Source organism: Brevundimonas sp., assembly GCF_019636155.1.
Classification (GTDB): domain Bacteria; phylum Pseudomonadota; class Alphaproteobacteria; order Caulobacterales; family Caulobacteraceae; genus Brevundimonas.
In genome coordinates, this window is sequence record NZ_JAHBYB010000006.1 from 147,918 (window position 1) to 167,093 (window position 19,176).

24 protein-coding genes are annotated in these 19,176 nt (G+C 68.8%); 13 read left to right on the forward strand and 11 right to left on the reverse strand.

The features are described from left to right. Positions 1 to 10: 10 nt before the first annotated feature. Positions 11 to 1,642, reverse strand: a complete 1,632-nt coding sequence (locus tag KF910_RS08825) for a long-chain-fatty-acid--CoA ligase (protein ID WP_292260744.1) — start codon at positions 1,640 to 1,642, stop codon at positions 11 to 13. Between the two features lie 131 nt (positions 1,643 to 1,773). Here KF910_RS08825 and udk point away from each other — a divergent pair, with 131 nt between their 5' ends. Then, on the forward strand, positions 1,774 to 2,439 hold the full coding sequence (udk, locus tag KF910_RS08830; RefSeq protein WP_292260747.1) for a uridine kinase: 666 nt from the start codon (positions 1,774 to 1,776) through the stop codon (positions 2,437 to 2,439). Between the two features lie 70 nt (positions 2,440 to 2,509). After that, positions 2,510 to 3,502, forward strand: coding sequence for a DUF6607 family protein (locus tag KF910_RS08835; protein WP_292260749.1), 993 nt, complete (start codon positions 2,510 to 2,512; stop codon positions 3,500 to 3,502). Positions 3,503 to 3,515: 13 nt separating this feature from the next. On the opposite strand, the gene pdxH is transcribed toward KF910_RS08835, so the two are convergent. Further along, on the reverse strand, positions 3,516 to 4,190 hold the full coding sequence (pdxH, locus tag KF910_RS08840; RefSeq protein ID WP_292260750.1) for a pyridoxamine 5'-phosphate oxidase: 675 nt from the start codon (positions 4,188 to 4,190) through the stop codon (positions 3,516 to 3,518). Positions 4,191 to 4,295: 105 nt separating this feature from the next. On the opposite strand from pdxH, the gene KF910_RS08845 reads away from it, so the two are divergent. From KF910_RS08845 to KF910_RS08875, 7 genes are all read left to right on the forward strand, one after another. Continuing rightward, positions 4,296 to 5,027 (forward strand): DnaJ C-terminal domain-containing protein, encoded by a 732-nt coding sequence (locus tag KF910_RS08845; RefSeq protein ID WP_292260752.1) that lies wholly within the window; start codon positions 4,296 to 4,298, stop codon positions 5,025 to 5,027. A 58-nt stretch (positions 5,028 to 5,085) separates the two neighbouring features. Beyond that, on the forward strand, positions 5,086 to 5,289 hold the full coding sequence (locus KF910_RS08850) for a type II toxin-antitoxin system VapB family antitoxin (protein WP_292260754.1): 204 nt from the start codon (positions 5,086 to 5,088) through the stop codon (positions 5,287 to 5,289). 2 nt (positions 5,290 to 5,291) lie between these two features. Beyond that, positions 5,292 to 5,663 carry a type II toxin-antitoxin system VapC family toxin gene (locus KF910_RS08855; protein ID WP_292260757.1) on the forward strand — a complete coding sequence of 124 codons (372 nt, stop codon included), beginning with the start codon at positions 5,292 to 5,294 and terminating at the stop codon, positions 5,661 to 5,663. A 1-nt stretch (position 5,664) separates the two neighbouring features. Next, positions 5,665 to 6,759, forward strand: coding sequence for a chorismate synthase (gene aroC / locus KF910_RS08860; protein ID WP_292260759.1), 1,095 nt, complete (start codon positions 5,665 to 5,667; stop codon positions 6,757 to 6,759). 69 nt (positions 6,760 to 6,828) lie between these two features. Continuing rightward, on the forward strand, positions 6,829 to 7,527 hold the full coding sequence (locus KF910_RS08865; RefSeq protein WP_292260761.1) for a pirin family protein: 699 nt from the start codon (positions 6,829 to 6,831) through the stop codon (positions 7,525 to 7,527). A gap of 86 nt (positions 7,528 to 7,613) precedes the next feature. Next, a complete protein-coding gene (locus KF910_RS08870) occupies positions 7,614 to 8,795 on the forward strand; it encodes a thiolase family protein (RefSeq protein ID WP_292260764.1) in 1,182 nt (393 codons plus the stop codon). A gap of 63 nt (positions 8,796 to 8,858) precedes the next feature. Beyond that, on the forward strand, positions 8,859 to 9,272 hold the full coding sequence (locus tag KF910_RS08875; RefSeq protein ID WP_292260766.1) for a YkgJ family cysteine cluster protein: 414 nt from the start codon (positions 8,859 to 8,861) through the stop codon (positions 9,270 to 9,272). A 157-nt stretch (positions 9,273 to 9,429) separates the two neighbouring features. Here KF910_RS08875 and dxs read toward each other — a convergent pair whose 3' ends face one another. The 6 genes from dxs to KF910_RS08905 all read right to left on the reverse strand — a co-directional run bounded on the left by dxs (position 9,430) and on the right by KF910_RS08905 (position 14,227). Continuing rightward, on the reverse strand, positions 9,430 to 11,343 hold the full coding sequence (dxs, locus tag KF910_RS08880; RefSeq protein WP_292260769.1) for a 1-deoxy-D-xylulose-5-phosphate synthase: 1,914 nt from the start codon (positions 11,341 to 11,343) through the stop codon (positions 9,430 to 9,432). A 62-nt stretch (positions 11,344 to 11,405) separates the two neighbouring features. Beyond that, the gene (locus KF910_RS08885) at positions 11,406 to 12,281 is read right to left on the reverse strand and encodes a polyprenyl synthetase family protein (RefSeq protein WP_292260772.1); all 876 of its coding nucleotides are present in this window, start codon (positions 12,279 to 12,281) and stop codon (positions 11,406 to 11,408) included. 47 nt (positions 12,282 to 12,328) lie between these two features. After that, entirely contained in the window at positions 12,329 to 12,679 is a 351-nt protein-coding gene (locus KF910_RS08890) for a tRNA-binding protein (RefSeq protein WP_292260774.1), read from the reverse strand. Position 12,680: 1 nt separating this feature from the next. Further along, positions 12,681 to 12,932 (reverse strand): exodeoxyribonuclease VII small subunit, encoded by a 252-nt coding sequence (locus tag KF910_RS08895; RefSeq protein ID WP_292260778.1) that lies wholly within the window; start codon positions 12,930 to 12,932, stop codon positions 12,681 to 12,683. 46 nt (positions 12,933 to 12,978) lie between these two features. Continuing rightward, entirely contained in the window at positions 12,979 to 13,575 is a 597-nt protein-coding gene (locus tag KF910_RS08900) for a peptidylprolyl isomerase (RefSeq protein WP_292260780.1), read from the reverse strand. 16 nt (positions 13,576 to 13,591) lie between these two features. After that, entirely contained in the window at positions 13,592 to 14,227 is a 636-nt protein-coding gene (locus KF910_RS08905) for a histidine phosphatase family protein (RefSeq protein ID WP_292260781.1), read from the reverse strand. Between the two features lie 179 nt (positions 14,228 to 14,406). Here KF910_RS08905 and KF910_RS08910 point away from each other — a divergent pair, with 179 nt between their 5' ends. Genes KF910_RS08910 through KF910_RS08925 form a run of 4 tightly spaced genes read left to right on the forward strand, consistent with a single transcriptional unit; the run spans position 14,407 to position 17,383 of the window. Further along, positions 14,407 to 14,937, forward strand: coding sequence for a GNAT family N-acetyltransferase (locus KF910_RS08910; RefSeq protein ID WP_292260782.1), 531 nt, complete (start codon positions 14,407 to 14,409; stop codon positions 14,935 to 14,937). Positions 14,938 to 14,987: 50 nt separating this feature from the next. Beyond that, complete coding sequence (locus tag KF910_RS08915; protein WP_292260784.1) at positions 14,988 to 15,653, forward strand: hypothetical protein; 666 nt, start codon at positions 14,988 to 14,990, stop codon at positions 15,651 to 15,653. Next, the gene (locus KF910_RS08920; RefSeq protein ID WP_292260785.1) at positions 15,653 to 16,846 is read left to right on the forward strand and encodes a vWA domain-containing protein; all 1,194 of its coding nucleotides are present in this window, start codon (positions 15,653 to 15,655) and stop codon (positions 16,844 to 16,846) included. Before KF910_RS08915 ends, KF910_RS08920 begins: the two co-directional genes overlap by 1 nt. A gap of 42 nt (positions 16,847 to 16,888) precedes the next feature. After that, entirely contained in the window at positions 16,889 to 17,383 is a 495-nt protein-coding gene (locus tag KF910_RS08925; RefSeq protein WP_292260787.1) for a hypothetical protein, read from the forward strand. A gap of 18 nt (positions 17,384 to 17,401) precedes the next feature. On the opposite strand, the gene KF910_RS08930 is transcribed toward KF910_RS08925, so the two are convergent. From KF910_RS08930 to KF910_RS08940, 3 genes are all read right to left on the reverse strand, one after another. After that, positions 17,402 to 17,584, reverse strand: coding sequence for a CsbD family protein (locus KF910_RS08930; RefSeq protein ID WP_292260790.1), 183 nt, complete (start codon positions 17,582 to 17,584; stop codon positions 17,402 to 17,404). An 84-nt stretch (positions 17,585 to 17,668) separates the two neighbouring features. Beyond that, positions 17,669 to 18,115, reverse strand: coding sequence for an NUDIX domain-containing protein (locus KF910_RS08935; RefSeq protein WP_292260793.1), 447 nt, complete (start codon positions 18,113 to 18,115; stop codon positions 17,669 to 17,671). A gap of 24 nt (positions 18,116 to 18,139) precedes the next feature. Beyond that, positions 18,140 to 19,174 (reverse strand): sensor histidine kinase, encoded by a 1,035-nt coding sequence (locus tag KF910_RS08940; RefSeq protein ID WP_292260796.1) that lies wholly within the window; start codon positions 19,172 to 19,174, stop codon positions 18,140 to 18,142. Positions 19,175 to 19,176: the final 2 nt, after the last annotated feature.

Here is a 19,176-nt window from a genome sequence, read left to right on the forward strand (position 1 = left end):
TCCGTCGCTGTTATCCCGCCGTGGGCAGGCGATAGTCCTTCATCTGCTCGCGCAAGGTCTTCTTGTCGATCTTGCCGGTGGCGCCCAGGGGAATGTCGTCCACGGCCACCACGTCGTCGGGCATCCACCATTTGGCGATCTTGCCCTGCAGGAAGTCCAGATGTTCCTGCCGGTCCAGGGTCTCGCCGGGCTTCAGCTTCACCACCAGCACCGGCCGTTCGTCCCATTTCGGATGGGCGGCGCCGATGACGGCGGCCAGTTCGACCTTGGGGTGGCCCACGGCGATGTTTTCGATCTCGATCGAGCTGATCCATTCGCCGCCGGACTTGATCACGTCCTTGGCCCGGTCGGTGATCTGCATGAAGCCATGCTGGTCGATGGTCGAGACGTCGCCGGTGTCGAAGAAGCCTTCGTTGTCCAGGATTTCGCCGCCCTCGCCCTTGAAATAGGCTCCGGCGATGGTCGGCCCCTTGATCATCAGCCGACCGTAGGTCTGGCCGTCGTGCGGCATCTCCTGGCCGGCGTAGTTCTTGAGCTTCAGCTCCACACCCAGGGGCGGCACCCCCTGTTTGATGCGCCACTTCATCTGCTCGTCATACGGCAGGGCGGCCAGTTCCGGCGTCAGGTTGGACAGGGTGCCGATGGGCGAGGTCTCGGTCATGCCCCAGCCCTGCAGCACCTCGATGCCGAACTCGTCGTGGAAGGCGCGGATCAGGCTTTCCGGCACGGCCGAGCCGCCGATCAACACCCGCTTGACCGTGGGGATCTGCAGCTTGTGTTCGCGCAGGTGGGCCAGCAGGCCCTGCCAGACGGTCGGCACGGCGGCCGAGAAGGTGACGCCCTCGCTCTCGATCAGCTCATAGATCGAGGCCCCGTCCATCTTGGCGCCCGGCATGACCAGCTTGGACCCCGCCGCCGGGCCGCCGAAGGCGATGCCCCAGGCGTTGGCGTGGAACATCGGCACCACCGGCAGGATGACCTCGGACGGCGTGGCGCCCAGGACCGTGGCCTGAAGGCCCAGCAGGGTATGGATGAAGTTCGACCGGTGCGAATACAGCACCCCCTTGGGGTTCCCGGTCGTGCCCGAGGTGTAGCACAGGCCGCAGGCGGTCTGTTCGTCGAAGCCGCCCCAGACGACGTCTTCGGACGCATCCTCCAGCAGGGCTTCATAGCATTCGGCGCGCGGCAGCTTGGTGGCCGGCATGGTCCACTGGTCGGTCATGACCACCACCCGCTCGACGCTGGGACAGTGCGGCAGCACGGCCTCCAGCAGCGGCACGAAGGTCAGGTCGACGAAGATGATCCGGTCTTCGGCGTGATTGATGATATAGGCCAGCTGTTCCGGGAACAGGCGCGGATTCAGGGTGTGGCACACCGCGCCGATGCCCATGATGCCGTACCAGGCCTCGATGTGGCGGCCGCTGTTCCAGGCCAGGGTGGCGATGCGGTCGCCGACCTTGACGTCCCAGGCCTGCAGCACGTTCGACACCCGCTTGGCGCGGGCGTGGATGTCGGCATAGGTGGTGCGGACAATGGGGCCCTCGACCGACCGGGTCACGACTTCCGTGCGGCCATGCCAGTTCCTGGCGTGGTCCAGGATCTTGTCGACCGTCAGCGGCCAGTCCTGCATCAATCCCAGCATCTATGCGTCCCTCGACTGCGCCTCATCCTCGCGGGCGCTTGCGGCGACGCTATCCGGGTGAACGTCGATAAGCAATCTGAGCGAGGCGCGACCGATGGCCTCTGCCGCGCCATCGCCGTAAAGAGGCGGCCATGGCCATATTGATCGGCATCACCGGAGGATCGGGCTCGGGCAAGAGCACCCTGGCCGAGGCGCTGCTGAACGCCCTGCCGACAGGCGACGCGGCCCTGTTGCGCGAGGACTCCTACTATATCGACGCCGCCGCCCTGCCCGGCTTCGATGCGGCGACCTTCGACTTCGATGACGTTGCGGCGCGTGATCATGACCTGCTGGCGCGGCACCTGGCCGAGCTGAAGGCGGGCCGGCCGGTCGTCGTGCCGGTCTATTCCTTCATCCATCATGGGCGCGAACCCGGCGGAGAGCCGGTCGCGCCCGCGTCGGTGGTGATCGTCGAGGGGACGCACCTGCTGTGCACCCCGGCGGTGGCGGACCTGTTCGACATCCGCGTCTTCGTCGACACCCCGGCCGACATCCGCTTCATCCGCCGCCTGTTGCGCGATCAGGTCGAGCGCGGCCGGACGGCCGAGTCGGTCATCCAGCAGTATCTGGCCACCGTGCGGCCGGGGCACGAACGACTGACCGAGCCGTCGCGGGCGCATGCCGACTTCATCATCGCCGATGCGACGGCCGCGGTGCGCCTGACCGACCCGCAGGCGGTGGTGCGGCTGGCCGCGCCGGTTCTGGCCCACCCCCTGCTGGCGCCCCTGCTGGGGTCGCGATCCGCCCCGCCCGGATAGAAACAGGGCGCCTCTCGCATCCGTCGCGCGGTGTGTTAAGGCGAATGCGAACTGTTTGCAGGAAAAGCTCATGTTCCGCGCCCTCGTCATGGCCGCCGCCCTTGCGGCCGCCGCCCCCGCCTTTGCCCTGGCCGCCCCGGCCGCCGCGCCAACCCAGGACGCCGCCGCGGCCGATCAGGCCCGGTTCGAGCGGGACCGCCAGGCCATATTGGCCCAGGCCGGCCAGTACCGCGTCCGGTTCGCCATGCATGAGCGGGTCAGTTTCCTCGACGGTTACACCCCGCTGGAGGAAGACCTGTCGGGCGGCAACGAGATCGTGCGGGTGGTCTATGACGACGGCGACCGCATCAGCCTGCAGCACATCCTGGTCATGACCCACAACGACCAGACCATGGTCATCAAGCACTGGCGCCAGGACTGGGTCTATCAGCCGCAGACCGTCCTGACCTACGCCGGGCCCAATCACTGGACCCTGACGGCCGTGCCCGAGGATCAGCGGCGCGGCGCCTGGTCCCAGACGGTGTGGCAGACGGACGATTCCCCCCGCTATGGCGGCGTCGGCCGCTGGACCTATGACCATGGGCTGACCGAATGGACCAGCGGCCCGACCTGGCGGCCCCTGGCCCGCCGCGACGCGGTGCGCCACCCGATCTACGACCGCTATCTGGGCGTCAACCGTCACGCCCTGACCCCGGCGGGCTGGGTGCATATCCAGGACAATATGAAGATGGGCCCGGCCGCCGCCGGGGAAGAACCCACAGCCATCGTCCAGGAGGACGTGGTCAACACCTACAGCCGCTGGGACGGCTATGACGCCGCGCCCGGCGACGACTACTGGGCCAAGACGGGCGACTACTGGGCGGCGGTGCGCCAGGCCTGGGACCAGGCCATCGCCCGGTCGAACGGCGTCTATCTTCAGGAGGCGGCCAACCAGGGCGCCGTCACCGGCGGCCCGCTGATGGACTGGGCCGAGCAGATCGTAGAGGGCGAGATCACCACCGAGGCCGCCATCGCCGAGGCCCGCGCCCTGATCGCCCAGGCCACGGCCGAACCGACGACCTGAGGCTGACCCCGGATCACGGCCACAGCCGCGTCCGACGCCACCCCTCCCCGTCCCGCTCGAACCGCACCCGGTCGTGCAGACGGAACGGCCGGTCGCGCCAGAATTCGATCGCTTCGGGGATCACGCGCCAGCCGCTCCAACGGTCGGGACGCGGCACCTCCCGGCCCTCATGCCGGGCCGTCTCCCGCGCCACGGCGGCCTCCAGTTCGGCCCGGTCGGCCAGGGGCCGCGACTGGTCCGAGGCCCAGGCCCCGATGCGGCTTTCCCGCGCCCGGCTGGCGAAATAGGCGTCGGCCTCGGCCGCCGTGACGGGCTGGACCCGGCCCCGCACCCGCACCTGACGACGCAGCGTCTTCCAGTGGAACAGAAGCGCCGCCCCCGGCATGGCCGCCAGCTGCTGGCCCTTGGCGCTCTCGCGATTGGAATAGAAGGTGAAGCCGCGCCCATCGACATCCTTCAGCAGCACCATCCGGCAGTCCGGCAGTCCGTCCGCATCGACGGTGGCCAGGGCCATGGCGTTGGCGTCGTTCGGCTCATGCCGCCTGGCGTCCTCCAGCCAGTCGATGAACAGGCCGAAGGGGTCGTCGCGCTGAAAGGCCGCTTCGTCGGCGTTGGCGGCCAGGGCGGCGGCATAGTCGCGGGCGTAGTCTTCGCGCGAGGGGCTGGACGGGATCACGGGGGCGGTCATGGCCTCGTCTTTACGCCTGACCGCCGGGGCCGTGAAGGAGCCGACCGCCCCAGACGCCGCTACGGTTAACCCCGCCTTGACCATGATGGGGGCCTTAGTGCCGCCATGCCCGTCGCCGGCCGTTCCGAGATCGCCTCTCTGAAGGAGGCCTACGCCCTGATCGGCCTGAACGGGCCGGTCGAGGGGCCGGCCCTGACCGCCGCCTTCCGCGCGGCGGTGAAGGCGGCCCGGCCGGATCGCGAGGACGGGGACGCCGACCGCTTTCGCCGGGTCATCGCCGCCTGGCGGCTGATCCAGAAACAGGCGCCGGCCCGGCCGGCCCTGGCCGCCCCGGCTGCTCGTCCCGCCCCGCCTCCGATCCTGGGCCTGACGCCGATGCAGGCCGTGGCGGGCGGCGGCGCCCGGATCACGGTCGGCGGCCGCCGGTTGCGGATCCGTGTTCCCGCCGGGCTGAGAACCGGCGAGCACCTTCGGCTGAAAGGCGCCGGCCCGGAGGGCGACGATCTCTATCTGCCCGTCCGCATCCGGCCCGAGGACGGGCTGTCGGCCTTCGGCGACGACCTGTTCATGGACTGGCCCTGCGCGCCCCGCCTGTTCGAGGATGGCGGCAGGATCGAGATCGACACCTGGTCCGGCCCTCGCTCGGCCTGGATGGTCGGGGGCGTGGCCAGTCCGTATCGCGTCCGCCTGCGCGGCCTGGGCCTTCCGGCGCGCGGGTCGCGGCCCCAGGGCCATCTGTTCGTCACCCTGACGCCCGCCCAGGACGCGCCCTCGGCGGCAGAGGACCTGCTGGCCCGCTTCAGCCGGGTGTGGACGCCGGGGCGGATGGCGGCCTGACTTGATATCGCGCATCAAAAATCGCATCATGTGATGCTGTTTTTGATGCGGAGTCGCCATGCGAACGACAGTCACCCTTGATGACGACCTGATGGCGGCCGCGGCTGAGTACAGCGGCCTCACCGAGAAATCGGCCATTATCCGACTGGCGCTTCAGGAATACGTGTCCGCCGAGGCTTCGCGGCGTCTGGCGCGCATGGGCGGCAGTCAGCCGGATTTCGAGCCCGCTCCGCGCAAGCGTTATTGGGTCGAGGAAGACTGACCGTGATCCTGGCGGACACTTCGATCTGGGCCGGACATCTACGCACGACAGATCCGATCATGGAGCAGTTGCTCGACGACCAGCAAATTCTGATGCACCCCTTCGTCATCGGGGAACTGGCCATGGGCAACCTGGCCGACCGGTCCGCCTTTCTGCGCAGCCTGGATCGGATGAAATCCGCCCCCAAGGCGCTGGACAAAGAGGTTCTCAAGATGATCGAGCAAGGTCGGCATTTCGGCGCAGGCATGGGGTGGATCGACGCGCATCTGTTGGCCTCGGTCTTGCTGACAGATCATGCTCGGCTCTGGACCCGCGACCGCCGCCTGAACACCGCGGCGGCGAAACATGGCCGGTCGGCCAGCCTGCATCACTGACATGTCGCACAACAGCTTCGGCCATCTGTTCCGCGTGACGACCTGGGGCGAAAGCCATGGGCCGGCGATCGGCTGCGTCATCGACGGCTGTCCTCCGCTGATCCCGCTGAGCGAGGGCGACATCCAGCCCTGGCTGGACCGCCGCAAGCCCGGCGGCAGCCGGTTCGTGACCCAGAGGCGCGAGAGCGACACGGCCCGCATCCTGTCCGGCGTGTTCGACGACGGGGCCGGGCCGGTCACTACCGGAACCCCCATCGCAATCCAGATCGAAAACGAGGACGCGCGGTCAAAGGACTATGGCGACATCGCCCGCGCCTTCCGGCCCGGCCACGCCGACTATGTCTATCAGGCCAAATACGGGGTGCGGGATCACCGCGGCGGAGGCCGGTCCTCGGCGCGCGAGACCGCCAGCCGCGTCGCCGCCGGGGCCGTGGCGCGCCGGGTTCTGGGCGACAGTGTCGTGATCCGCGCCGGGGTGGTGCAGATCGGGCCGCACCGCATCGCGCCGGACGCCGTCGATTTCGACGCCGTGAACGCCAATCCCCTGTTCGCCGCCTCGGCCGATGTGGTCGAACCCTGGTCCGAATATCTTGACGGGGTGCGTAGGGCCGGATCGTCCATCGGGGCGGTGGTGGCGCTGGAGGTCACGGGCGTGCCCGTCGGCTGGGGCGCGCCGGTCTATGGCAAGCTGGACGCCGAACTGGCCGCCGCCCTGATGTCGATCAATGCCGCCAAGGGGGTCGAGATCGGCGCCGGGTTCGGCGCGGCCGAACTGTCGGGCGAAGACAACGCCGACGAAATGCGCCTGGGACCGGACGGGACGCCCGTCTTCCTGTCCAACCAGGCGGGCGGCGTTCTGGGCGGGATCAGCACCGGCCAGGCGATCACGGCGCGGGTGGCGTTCAAGCCCACATCCTCCATCCTGACCCCACGCCAGACGATCACCCGCGACGGCGCCGAGACCGAGATCCGAACCACCGGCCGCCATGACCCCTGCGTCGCCCTGCGCGCCGTGCCGGTGGTCGAGGCCATGGCCGCCTGCGTCCTGGCCGACGCCCTGCTGCGGCATCGGGCCCAGATGGCGCCCCTTCCGTAACTGATACTGTTTCCTATATCCCTTCCGAACGGCGCGACAGCGCCACCTGTTTCAGAGGGAGATCGCGTCATGATCGACGTCCGACGTTTCGACAGCCTGGGCGGGGCCGACCACGGTTGGCTGAAGGCCCGGCACCATTTCTCGTTCGCCAACTACTATGACCCGTCGCGCATGGGCTGGGGCCGGCTGCGCGTCTGGAACGACGACGAGATCGCGGCCCGGTCCGGCTTTCCGCCCCACCCCCACGCCGACATGGAGATCATCACCTATGTCCGCTCCGGGGCCATCACCCATGAGGATTCCATGGGCAACCGGGGCCGCACCGGCGCCGGCGACGTTCAGGTGATGAGCGCGGGGACCGGCGTGCGTCACTCCGAGTTCAACCTGGAAGACGAAACCACCACCCTGTTCCAGATCTGGATCGAGACCGACAAGCCCGGGGCCCAGCCCGGCTGGGGCCAGCGGACCTTTCCCAAGGCCGACCGGTCGGGGCGGTTCACCGTCCTGGCCTCGGGCGATCCGGAAGGCGACGACGCCCTGGGCATCAACGCCGACGCCCGGGTTCTGGGGGCCACCCTGAAGGCGGGCGAGAGCCTGACCTACGACCTGGGTCCGGGCCGTCGCGCCTATCTGGTTCCGGCCGCCGGGGCGGTGGAGGTCAATGGCGTGGCGCTGAACGCCCGCGACGCCGCCGCCGTGATGGACGAGACCGCCCTGACCATCACCGCCAGCCAGGATTCCGAACTGGTCATGGTCGACAGCCGCTGACGTCGGCGTTATCGCAGGCGCGAAGACTTGCCTTTGCGCCTGCGAAGGCCGATCCTCAACTGTCAGTTTTCAGAGGAAACCCTCTCATGTCCGATCCGGTTGTCATCTGCTCGTTCGCCCGCACGCCCATGGGCGGGTTCCAGGGGGCCCTCGGCGGCGTCAAGGCGACCGATCTGGGCGCCACGGCGGTCAAGGCGGCGGTCGAGCGGGCCGGCGTGGCCGCCGAGAAGGTTGAACAGATCTACATGGGCTGCGTCCTGCCCGCCGGCCTGGGCCAGGCCCCGGCGCGCCAGGCGGCCATCGGCGCCGGCCTGGGCCGCCATGTCGAGGCGACTACCGTCAACAAGATGTGCGGATCCGGCCTGCAGGCGGCCATGATGGCCCACGACGCCCTGATGGCCGGCACGGCCGAGGTGATCGTGGCCGGCGGCATGGAGAGCATGACCGGCGCCCCCTATCTGATGAACAAGCACCGCGGCGGCGCCCGCATCGGCCATGACGTCATCGTCGACAGCATGATGATGGATGGCCTGGAAGACGCCTATTCGCCCGGCAAGGCCATGGGCGTTTTCGCCGAGGACGCGGCGCGCGAGTATCAGTTCACCCGCGAACAGATGGACGAATACGCCATCGAGAGCCTGACCCGCGCCCAGTCGGCCATCGCCTCTGGCGCCTTCAAGGCCGAAATCGTCCCGGTCGAGGTCGCCACGCGCAAGGGGCCGGTCACCGTCAGCGAGGACGAACAGCCGGGCAAGGCCGACGCCGCCAAGATCCCGACCCTGAAGCCCGCCTTCGCCAAGGACGGCGCCATCACCGCCGCCAACGCCAGTTCGATCAGCGACGGCGCCGCCGCCCTGGTCATGACGCGCGAAAGCACGGCAAAGGCCCTGGGCCTGCCCATCGTCGCGCGCGTGGTCAGCCACGCGGCCCATGCGCACGAGCCTGGCCTGTTCACCACCGCCCCCGTGCCGGCGATGCAGAAGGCGCTGAAGAAGGCCGGCTGGTCCGTCGCGGACGTCGATCTGTGGGAGGTCAACGAGGCCTTCGCCGTCGTGGCCATGATCGCCATGCAGGACATGGGCATCGACCGCGCCAAGCTGAACGTCAACGGCGGCGCCACCGCCCTGGGCCACCCCATCGGCGCCTCGGGGGCGCGGGTGCTGACCACGCTTCTGGCCGCGCTTCAGGCGCGCGGCGGCAAGAAGGGTGTGGCGTCCCTGTGCATCGGCGGCGGCGAGGCCGTGGCCATGGCCGTCGAACTGGCCTGATCGACCGTCGACGTTCCCGCCGACCTTGCACCCGGCGGGAGGCTCGGCCACCAATGGCCGGCGATGAGCAAGTCCTGCGACGAATGCGGAATGTGCTGCAAGGTCATGGCGGTGACCGCCCTGGCCAAGCCGGCGCACAAATGGTGCCGGCATTTCCGCCGCGCCTCGGGCTGCGGAATCTATGAGGATCGGCCGAGCGACTGCCGGGTGTTCAGCTGCGTCTGGCTGTTGGCCGACGACCGGCTGGGGCCGGAATGGAAGCCCAATGTCGCCGGCTTCATCCTGCACAGCGAGGACGGGGCCTCGCAGCTGATCGTCGAATGCGATCCGTCCAATCCCCTGGCCTGGCGCAAATCCCCCTATATCGAGGGCCTGCGCAAGACCGCCGACGCCGGCACGGAAGTGCTGGTCTTCGTGGGACGCAGGGGCCTGAGGCTGGAGCCGTTCGGCGGCGAGACGCCCATCCGCCGCGCCTAGAGCCTGATCCGTTGAGATGGAATCGCTTCGCGATTTCATCGATGCGGTGAATCAGGCTCCAGGATTACGCGAGAGCATGATTCACGCTTCTGCCGGAACCGCGCAGCGGTTCCGTCAAAAACGATCATGCTCTAGGCCTGACACCCGACGGGCGAAATCAGGCCCGGACCGCCCCCTGGGCCGCATCCACGCCCAGGGCCGACAGGGCGGCGGCGGCGATGTGTTCGGCGTTCAGCCCGGCGGTCTGATACATGGCGAAGGGGCTGTCCTGGTCCTGGAACACGTCGGGCAGATGCAGGGTGCGGACCTTCAGCCCGGCGTCCAGCGCGCCCCTTTCGGCCAGCAGTTGCAGCACGAAGGCGCCGAAGCCGCCCATGGCGCCCTCTTCCACCGTGATCAGGGCCTCATGCTCGCGCGCCAGTCGAAGGATAAGATCGGCGTCCAAAGGCTTGGCGAAGCGGGCGTCCGCGACCGTGGCCGAAACCCCGCGCGCGGCCAGGGCCTCGGCCGCCTTCAGCGCCTCCTGCAACCGCGTGCCCAGGCTCAGGATGGCCACGGCGGTCCCTTCGCGCACGATCCGGCCCTTGCCGATCTCCAGCGGGGCGGCCAGTTCCGGGATCTCGACCCCCACGCCGTCGCCGCGCGGATAGCGGAAGGCGCTGGGCCGGTCGTCGATCTCGCAGGCGGTGGCGATCATGGCCGCCAGGTCCGCCTCGTCGGCCGCGGCCATCAGCACCATGTGCGGCAGGGCGCCCATGTAGCCGATGTCGAACGATCCTGCGTGGGTCGCCCCATCGGCGCCGACCAGACCAGCCCGGTCCATGGCGAACCGAACCGGCAGCTTCTGGATGGCGACGTCGTGCACCACCTGGTCATAGCCGCGCTGGAGGAAGGTCGAATAGATGGCGGCGAACGGCTTCATCCCGTCGGCGGCCAGGCCGGCGGCGAAGGTGACCGCGTGCTGTTCGGCGATGCCGACGTCATAGGTGCGGGTCGGAAACGCCTGGCCGAACAGGTCCAGCCCGGTGCCCGAGGGCATGGCGGCGGTGATGGCGACGATGGACGGATCCCGCTCCGCCCGCTTGATCAGCTCGGTCCCGAAGACCTTGGTGTAGCTGGGGGCGTTGGACACGGCCTTGGACTGTTTGCCCGACACCACGTCGAACTTGACCACGGCGTGCAGCTTGTCGGCGCTGCTTTCGGCGGGGGCGTAGCCCTTGCCCTTCTGGGTCACCACGTGGACCAGAACCGGCTTGTCCGTGATGGCCGCCGCCTTCTTCAGGATGGGGACCAGATTCTCCATGTCGTGCCCGTCGATCGGCCCGACATAGTAGAAGCCCAACTCCTCGAAGAAGGTGCCGCCGGTGACCATGCCGCGGGCGTATTCCTCGGCCTTGCGCGCCGCGTCGCGGAACGGGCGCGGCAGGTGCTCGACTACCGATTTTCCCAGCCGCCGCACGTTCTGATAGGCGCCGCCCGACACCAGTCCGGCCAGATAGGCGCTCATGCCCCCCACCGGCGGGGCGATGGACATGTCGTTGTCGTTCAGCACCACCATCAGCTGGCCCTGGGTGGCCTCGGCGGCGTTGTTCATCGCCTCATAGGCCATGCCGGCGGACATGGATCCGTCGCCGATGACGGCCACGACGCGGTTCTTTTCGCCCTTCTGGTCGCGCGCGGCGGCGAAGCCCAGGGCGGCGCTGATGGACGTCGAGGCGTGGGCCGCGCCGAACGGGTCGTATTCGCTCTCGGCCCGCTTGGTGAAGCCCGACAGGCCGCCGCCCTGGCGCAGGGTGCGGATGCGGTCGCGCCGCCCGGTCAAGATCTTGTGCGGATAGCACTGGTGCCCGACGTCCCAGATCAGGATGTCCTTCGGCGTCTCGAACACATGGTGCAGGGCGACCGTCAGCTCGACCACCCCCAGGCCGGCGCCCAGATGCCCGCCGGTCACCGAAACGGCGTCGATCGTCTCGGCCCGCACCTCATCAGCAAGCTGCTTCAGCTGGGCGATGTCGAAACCGCGCGTGTCGGCGGGAAGATGGACGGTGTCGAGAAGAGGGGTGTCGGGCATGGGAGGCAGTTATCGCGTCGGGCGTCCGGGGCACAACGCCCCGCAACGTCACATGTTCAGCTTCAGGATTTGCGGCTTAGCACGAAATCCACGCTGGCCTTGAGGATTTCGGCCTCGGCGCCGAACAGGTCCAGGTGCGCCCGCGCCTGGTCGGCCAGATGCGCGACGCGATGCCGCGCCTGGTCGACGCCCAGCAGGGTGACGAAATTGGTCTTGCCCAGGGCCGCGTCCTTGCCGCCCGCCGCCTTGCCCATCTCCTCGGCCGAGCCTTCGGCGTCCAGCAGGTCGTCGACGATCTGATAGGCCAGGCCGATGTCGTGGGCGAAGCTGATCAGGGCCAGACGGTGCGCCTCGCGCGCATTGGCGATGATCAGAGGAATCTCGAACGCATAGGCGAACAGGGCGCCGGTCTTCAGCCGCTGCATCCGCGCCACCCCGCCCAGGTCGTCGCGCACCCCCATCAGGTCGATCATCTGGCCCCCGGCCATGCCGCGCGCGCCCGAGGCCATCGAGAGCCGCGCCGCCAGTTCGCAGCGCACGCCCGGATCTTCGTGGGTGTCTTCATGCAGCAGGATGTCGAAGGCGGCCGTCTGAAGCGCATCGCCGGCCAGGACCGCCGTCGCCTCGTCATAGGCCCGGTGCAGGGTCGGCCGCCCCCGCCGCATGTCGTCGTCGTCCATGCACGGCAGGTCATCATGCACCAGCGAATAGGCGTGGACGCATTCCAGGGCGCAGGCGGCGCGCAGAACGGCGCGCTCGTCCAGGTCGAACAGCCGCGCCGACTCCAGGGCGAAGAAGGGCCGCAGCCGCTTGCCCGGGCCCAAGGCCGCGTAACGCATCGCCTCGGTCAGCCGCGCCTCCGGCCCATCGGCGCGCGGCAGCAGCTCGTCCAGCGCCACGGTCACCAGATCGGCGATCTCGGCCGCCCGGTCGATCACCGCCTGCTCGGGCGAGTTCGCGGCCCAGGACTGGTCGGGGGGCTGGATCAGAACAGCCTCCCGCCCACGACGGCGTCGCGGTCCACGCCCACCAGCACGACCTCGCCGTCCGCGTCTGGGAACCCCAGAGTCAGGACCTCGGACATGAAGGGCCCGATCTGGCGCGGCGGGAAATTGACCACGGCGGCCACCAGCCGGCCTTCCAACTGCTCCAGCGTATAGTGGCGGGTGATCTGGGCCGACGAGCGTTTGGTCCCGATCTCGGGGCCGAAGTCGAGGGTCAGCTTGTAGGCGGGCTTGCGCGCCTGGGGGAAGGGCTCGGCCTTCATCACCCGGCCGATGCGGATATCGACCTTCAGGAAGTCGTCAAAGGCGATCTGAGGCGCAGGCGCGGTCATCTCAGCCGAAGTCCGCCGGTTCGACGCCCCGGGCCTGGCCGTCGGGGCCGACGACAATCTTCTCGACCCGCAGCTGGGCGTCCTTCAGCCGCGCCTCGCAATGGGCCTTCAGGGCCGCGCCCTGTTCATACAGGCCGATGGATTCCTCCAGCGGGGCCTGGCCGGATTCCAGACGCTGGACGATGGCCTCCAGGCGCGCCAGGGCGTCTTCGAAACTGAGGTCGGCGGGGATGGCGGGGGCGGCTTCGGTCATGGCCGGGGACCCTAGAGGGGCCAGCGCGCCGCTTCAACGCCTCGGCTCAGTCAAGACGTCGCGCGCTGCGGATTTCGATCCGGGGCTCCAGCATCTGGCCCACCATGCCGGGCTCGCCAGCCGTCGGCGACCGTGGCGAGGCCAGGATGGCGCGCACGGCCTCCATTCCTTCAACCACCCGGCCGAAGACGGCGAAACCGGGGTCGCCGGCCGTGGCGTCCAGAGACCGCAGACCCGGCCCCACGACGATGAAGAAATCCCCGGTCGCCGTGCCGGGATCGAACCGCGCCATCGACACCGCCCCCTCGACGTGGCTGAGGCCCGTCTGGCTGGTCGGCTCGTGGGCGATGGGCGGCAGGACGCGGGCCGGGTCGCCGTTGCTGCCGCCCTGGACCAGGCCGCCCGCCGCCCCCAGATCCAGCGCCCGATAGAATTCGGCGCCGTCCAGCCGTCGCTCGTCGACGTAACGCAGGAAGTTGGCGGCGGTGATCGGGGCCTTCATGTCCAGGGCGATGACGATGGTTCCGGCCGAGGTGTCCAGAGCCACCCGGGCGGGCGGCGCCTCCGTCGTGGTTTCCTGGGCCAGGGCCGGCGCGGCCAGGGTTACCAGGAAGGCCAGGCCCAGCAGCGAACGACGGATCATCACGACCTCCGGAACGTCAGCGCTTCTCGTAGCGGCGCTGGGACCAGTATTTGAAGCCCTGATTGTGCACCAGCCGCCAGCCGCCGGCGCGCAGCCGCTTGCCGACCATATGGTTGAAATAGCCATGGGCCAGGACCAGCACGTCCTGGCCGGCGGCCGCCCGCGCGATCAGGGCCTGGGCCGCCTGTTCGGCCCGCGCCTCGGCCTGGCGGCGGGTCTCCTGGCCGTCGTGATGGTCGAAGGCGTGCCACCAGAAGCGCGACACGACCCCCCACCAGCGGGGCGACAGCTTGAACCAGTCGGGGAATTTCGGCGGCGGCAGGGGCGCCTCGATGAACAGGGCGTCGACCATCACCTCGCGCCCGGCGGACACGGCCCGGGCCGTCTCGATCGCGCGCGGGCGGCTGGAGGCGTAGATGGCCCCGGCCCCCTCGGCGGCGCTCAGCAGGGCCTGGGGCGGCGTCTGGCCGGCGCGCAGTCCCCCGACCTCGTATTGCGCCCACCAGTCCCGGTACTGGGCCGAGGTGATCAGGCATTTGCGCGACAGGGCCGGCTCGCCATGGCGGGCCAGGATGACGGCGCCGGGACGCACCGCGACCAGGGCGGTCGACGGCTCGGGATCTGCGATGGGGGCTTTCAGCGGCGCGGTCATGACAAGCGGACGAGCCTGGATCAGGTCGATTCGTCCTTCAGTCCTCCCAACGCGGGACGCCAGCGGCCGCGCGGCGCCCCCAATGACCAAGGTGGTAACCGCCCAGAGGCGCCGCTGCAACCTAAACGGCGTCGCCGCGCGCTCGCCCTTGGCGGATCAAGGTTGTAAGGCGCTGGATCATGGCTGCTCCCGCGATCCGCACCGCCCGTTCCGACGACGCCCAGGCCCTGGTCGCCCTGGCCCGCAGCACCTTCGTGGAGACCTTCATAGAGGGCTTCGGCATCCCCTATCCCGAGCGCGATCTGGCCGCCTATTTCGCCACGGCGTTCGATGTCGAGACCACCCGCGCCCGCCTGTCCGACCCGGCCGAGGCCTGGTGGGTGGCCGAGGGTGAGGACGGCGCCCTGCTGGCCTTCGCCAACGCCGGCCCCAACGGCCTGCCCCACCCGCAGGCGCGGCCCGGCCAGATGGAGTTGCGCCGCCTCTATGTGGCGCGATCGGCCCAGGGGCTGGGCCTGGGGACCCGGCTCTTGGACCTAGCCCTGGACTGGATGCAGGCCCGCACCGACGGCCCCCTGTGGATCGGCGTCTGGAGCGGCAATCTGAAGGCCCAGAAACTGTATGCCACCCATGGGTTCGAGAAGGCGGGCGAATACCAGTTCCCCGTCGGCGACTGGCGCGACGACGAGTTCATCCTGCGGCGCGGATAGACGAACCCCGCCTATCCATGCGGTGATAGGCTCATACGAGAGGAAATGACATGTTCGCCACATGGGTTTTGATCGCGAGCATCCTGGCGCCGATAGCCACCCAAGAAGCTCCTCAAGGGGCCGCAGCGTCAGAAGATGAGATTCGAGTCGCCACAGATCATGCGAACTCCGTGATCGCCGCCAACGACGCAGGAGAATATTTCATCAATGCAACCACGACGGACGTTCCAACGGTCCGTCATCTGCCCAGCGGTATGGTTTGCCGGTTCTTCGGCATGGATCAGAGGGATGTGATCCGCTTCTACCCCGGCGAAGCCCATGGCGCGGCGCCCGGGGAGGACGTCAGCTGCGGGACATGGATCGGATCCACCTATCTGACCCTGTATGCGACGCGGTATCCAACGGAGCATTCATTGGAGGATCTGTTTCAGTCCGCAGCCGGCGAGATAGCCCGCGCCTGGCCTAGTGGTCGAAATTATGAAGGGCCGTTCGCCGTCCCGGTTCTGGAAGGGCAGGCAGATCCAATGGGGGGCGCCATCACGGCTGAACGCGATGATCGAACGGTTACCAGCGTACTGTTCGTGCAGAAGATTGGCGACTGGGCATTCAAGGCCCGTGCAACCGGAGAAGAGGACGGAGAGACCGTCATCGAGTACAGTGGCATGGCCTTCGCCTGGGCTCTGCCGACAACGGACCTGCCCGCAAAGACCGACTGATGCTGATCCCCTTCTTCACCGCCCTGCGCGACCACCGGTTGCCGGTGTCGGTCAAGGAGTGGCTGCACCTGATGCAGGCCATCGACCGCGGCCTGCCCGGCGACGGACGCGACGGGGCGCGGGTGGAGGATTTCTACCACCTGTCGCGGGCCATTCTGGTCAAGGACGAGAAACACTATGACCGCTTCGACCAGGCGTTCGGTCAGGCCTTCAAGGGGATCGAAAGCCTGGGGCCGGGCAATGAGGTTTCAGCCGAGATTCCGCACGACTGGCTGAGGCTGCTGAACGAAAAATACCTGACCGACGACGAGAAGGCCGAGATCGAGGCCCTGGGCGGCTTCGACAAGCTGATGGAGACCCTGAAACAGAGGCTGGAGGAACAGAAGGAGCGGCACCAGGGCGGGTCCAAATGGATCGGCACGGGCGGGACCAGCCCCTTCGGCCACGGCGGCTACAACCCCGAGGGCGTGCGCATCGGCGGCCCCGGCCGGCACGGCCGCGCCGTCAAGGTGTGGGAGAAGCGCGAGTTCAGGAACCTGGACGACACGGTCGAACTGGGCGTCCGCAACATCAAGGTCGCCCTGCGCCGCCTGCGCCGCTTCGCGCGCCAGGGGGCGGCGGACGAGCTGGACATGGACGGCACCATCGACGGCACGGCGCGCCAGGGCTGGCTGGACATCCGCATGCGGCCGGAACGGCGCAACACCATCAAGGTGCTGCTGTTCCTGGACATCGGCGGGTCGATGGATGCGCACGTAAGGCTATGCGAGGAACTGTTCTCGGCGGCGCGGACCGAGTTCAAGAACCTGGAGTTCTTCTATTTCCACAACTGCCTCTACGAAGGGGTGTGGAAGGACAATCGCCGCCGTCATTCCGAGCGGATGGCCACCTGGGACCTGATCCACAAATACCCCGGCGACTGGCGCGCGGTCTTTGTCGGCGACGCCTCCATGAGCCCCTATGAGGTGACCATGCCCGGCGGCTCGGTCGAGCACTGGAACGAGGAAGCCGGCGCCGTCTGGCTGAAACGCGCGCGCGAACAGTGGGGCCGTTCGGTGTGGCTGAACCCGGTGGCCGAGCGTTACTGGCGCTTCACCGCCTCCACGGCCATGATCCGCGACCTGATGGACCAGCGGATGTTTCCCCTGACACTGGAAGGGCTGGACCAGGCCATGCGCGCCCTGACGCGCTGAATTGTGCTAGGCTGGCCTGGACTGCCAAAGGAAGGTTCGGCCATGCTTCCGATTTATCTGATCTCGGCCCTGGTCCTGACCCAGAGCGCCCCCGGCGCCGTGGTGTGGGAAGAGGCTCCGGCCCCTGCGGCTCAGTCCGCGACGGCCCGACCCGCCCCCGACCTGCCCGACTGGGCGCGCGCCGATCCCTTCGCCTGGGAACGGTCGCAGTGCAGTCCGCTGGTGCGCGGGGACGAGCCGATGGAAACCTGTCAGGCGCGGGTTCGGGGCGATCTCCAGGCGGCCCTGGGGGATGATCTGCCCGACGGGCTGCGAACCTCGCCGCGCCTGACCGACTGCAGCCCGCAACCGGACGGCGCCTATGCGCTGGCCTGCAATGCGCCGCGGCCCGCACCCGCGGTCCGGCCGGCCGCCGAACAGGACTGCCGAACCCGGCCGCAACGCCAGAGCGGCTCGGTGGCCTGGACGCAGGACTGCCGCCCGCTGACCTCGAACGAACAGGACGGCCTGCGCATCCGGATCGGCGGGCGGGGCTGATCGCCGCGGGACGGTGTCTTAGTTGCGGTTGTCCTTGAAGGCGTCCTTCACGCCGCCGACGGCGTTCTGGATCTTGCCTTCCACCTGATCGGCCTTGCCTTCGGCCTTCAGCTTCTCGTCGCCGGTGACCTTGCCGGCGAATTCCTTGGCCTTGCCGCCCAGGGTCTTGGCGGCGCCTTCGATGCGATCATGATCGGGCATTGGGTTCTCCTGTCTTGCGACGCCGAGCCGGCGACGCTTCATGACAGGCAAACTCGCCGCGAGCGGCCGCGTTCCCTCTATGAATCAGCGTTCTGAACGCAGCAGCAGAGTCACGGCCCAGGCGTGGGCTTCATGCCTGAGCGCCGCCAACGCCTCATCGGGATCCAGCCAGGTCAGGGTATGGTCGTCCTCGCATTTGGCGTCGGGATTCTGGCCCAGGATATCGACGCGCCAGAAGCCGCCGACATTGTTGACCGCCGTCCCGTCCGACTTGCGGAACCGCTGTCCGGCCTGTCCCAGGCGATGGGTCGCCACGATGCGAAGGCCGGTTTCCTCGGCGAACTCGCGGGCCAGGGCCTGTGGTTCGGTCTCCGCGCCGTCGATGGCCCCGCCGGGCAGGTCGAAATAGCCGGCTTCGCCCCGATCCACCCGGACGCAGGCCAGCCGGCCGTCGCGCAGGGCCAGGCCGAACACCGCGGGGCGCAGCCGGTAAGAGTCGTGGGGGTCAGGCGGGCCGAACTGCGGGTCCATGGGCGTTCAACGCGAAAGGGCGTCTCAGAGATCGAACGCCAGGCGCGCGCGGACCCCCCGGTGCGCCGGGTCGAACTCCACCGCCGAGCGCAGGCCGCTGGCCATGGCGGCGATGATCTTGCCGCCCAGGCCGGTGCCCTTGGGCGTTCCGTCGCCGAGGCCGGGGCCGTCGTCCTCGACCGTCAGCAGGGCGCGATGGTCTCCGTCCGCCTCCAGGATCACGCGAATCTCCCCGCGCTGGCTGGGGCCATAGGCGTATTTCACGGCGTTCGTGACCAGTTCGGTGACCACGACACCCAGGGAAACCGCCTGATCGGTCGACACCGACAGCGGCTGGGCGTTCAGGGCGATGCTGGGGCCCTTGCCGTCCGGGCCCACGGACTTGCCCAGTTCGTCGATCAGTCCGGCCAGATACTCGTCCATCGCCACCCGGGCCATGTCGCCCGAGGTGTAGAGGCGACGGTGCACATGGGCCACCGCCTCGATCCGGGCCTGGGCCTCGCGCAGGGCCGAGCGCGCGCCTTCGTCGCCCAGCTGGCGCAGCTGCAGCGACATGAAGCTGGACACCAGCTGCAGCGAATTGCCCACCCGGTGATTGACCTCGCGCAGCATGGCCTCGGCCCGGTCGCGCGCCAGCCGCACCTGCTCCTGCGCTTCTGCATTGGCGCGCTCCAGCCGGCGCCGCAGGAGGGCGTCCTCCAGGGCCGATCGGAGCAGGGAGGTGAAATCCTCGGACACGTCCTTGATCACATAGTCGGCGGCTCCGGCGCGCAGGGCCGCCACGGCGATCCGCCCCTCCTGGGCCCCCGTCACATAGACCACCGCAGGCGGCTCTGGCAGGCTCAGGATTTCGGGCAGGACCTCCAGGCCCTCGCGGCCGGGCATGTAATGGTCCAGGGCGCAGATGTCGAAATCGCCGTGACGCAGGAGGTCCAGGCCCTCGTCGCCGTTCGGCGCGCAGGTCACGTCATAGCCGTGGCGGCACAATTCCTTTTCAACCAGGCGCGACAGCGCCCGGTCGTCATCGATGTAGAGCAGCCGGATGGGAGTGTCGTTCAAGC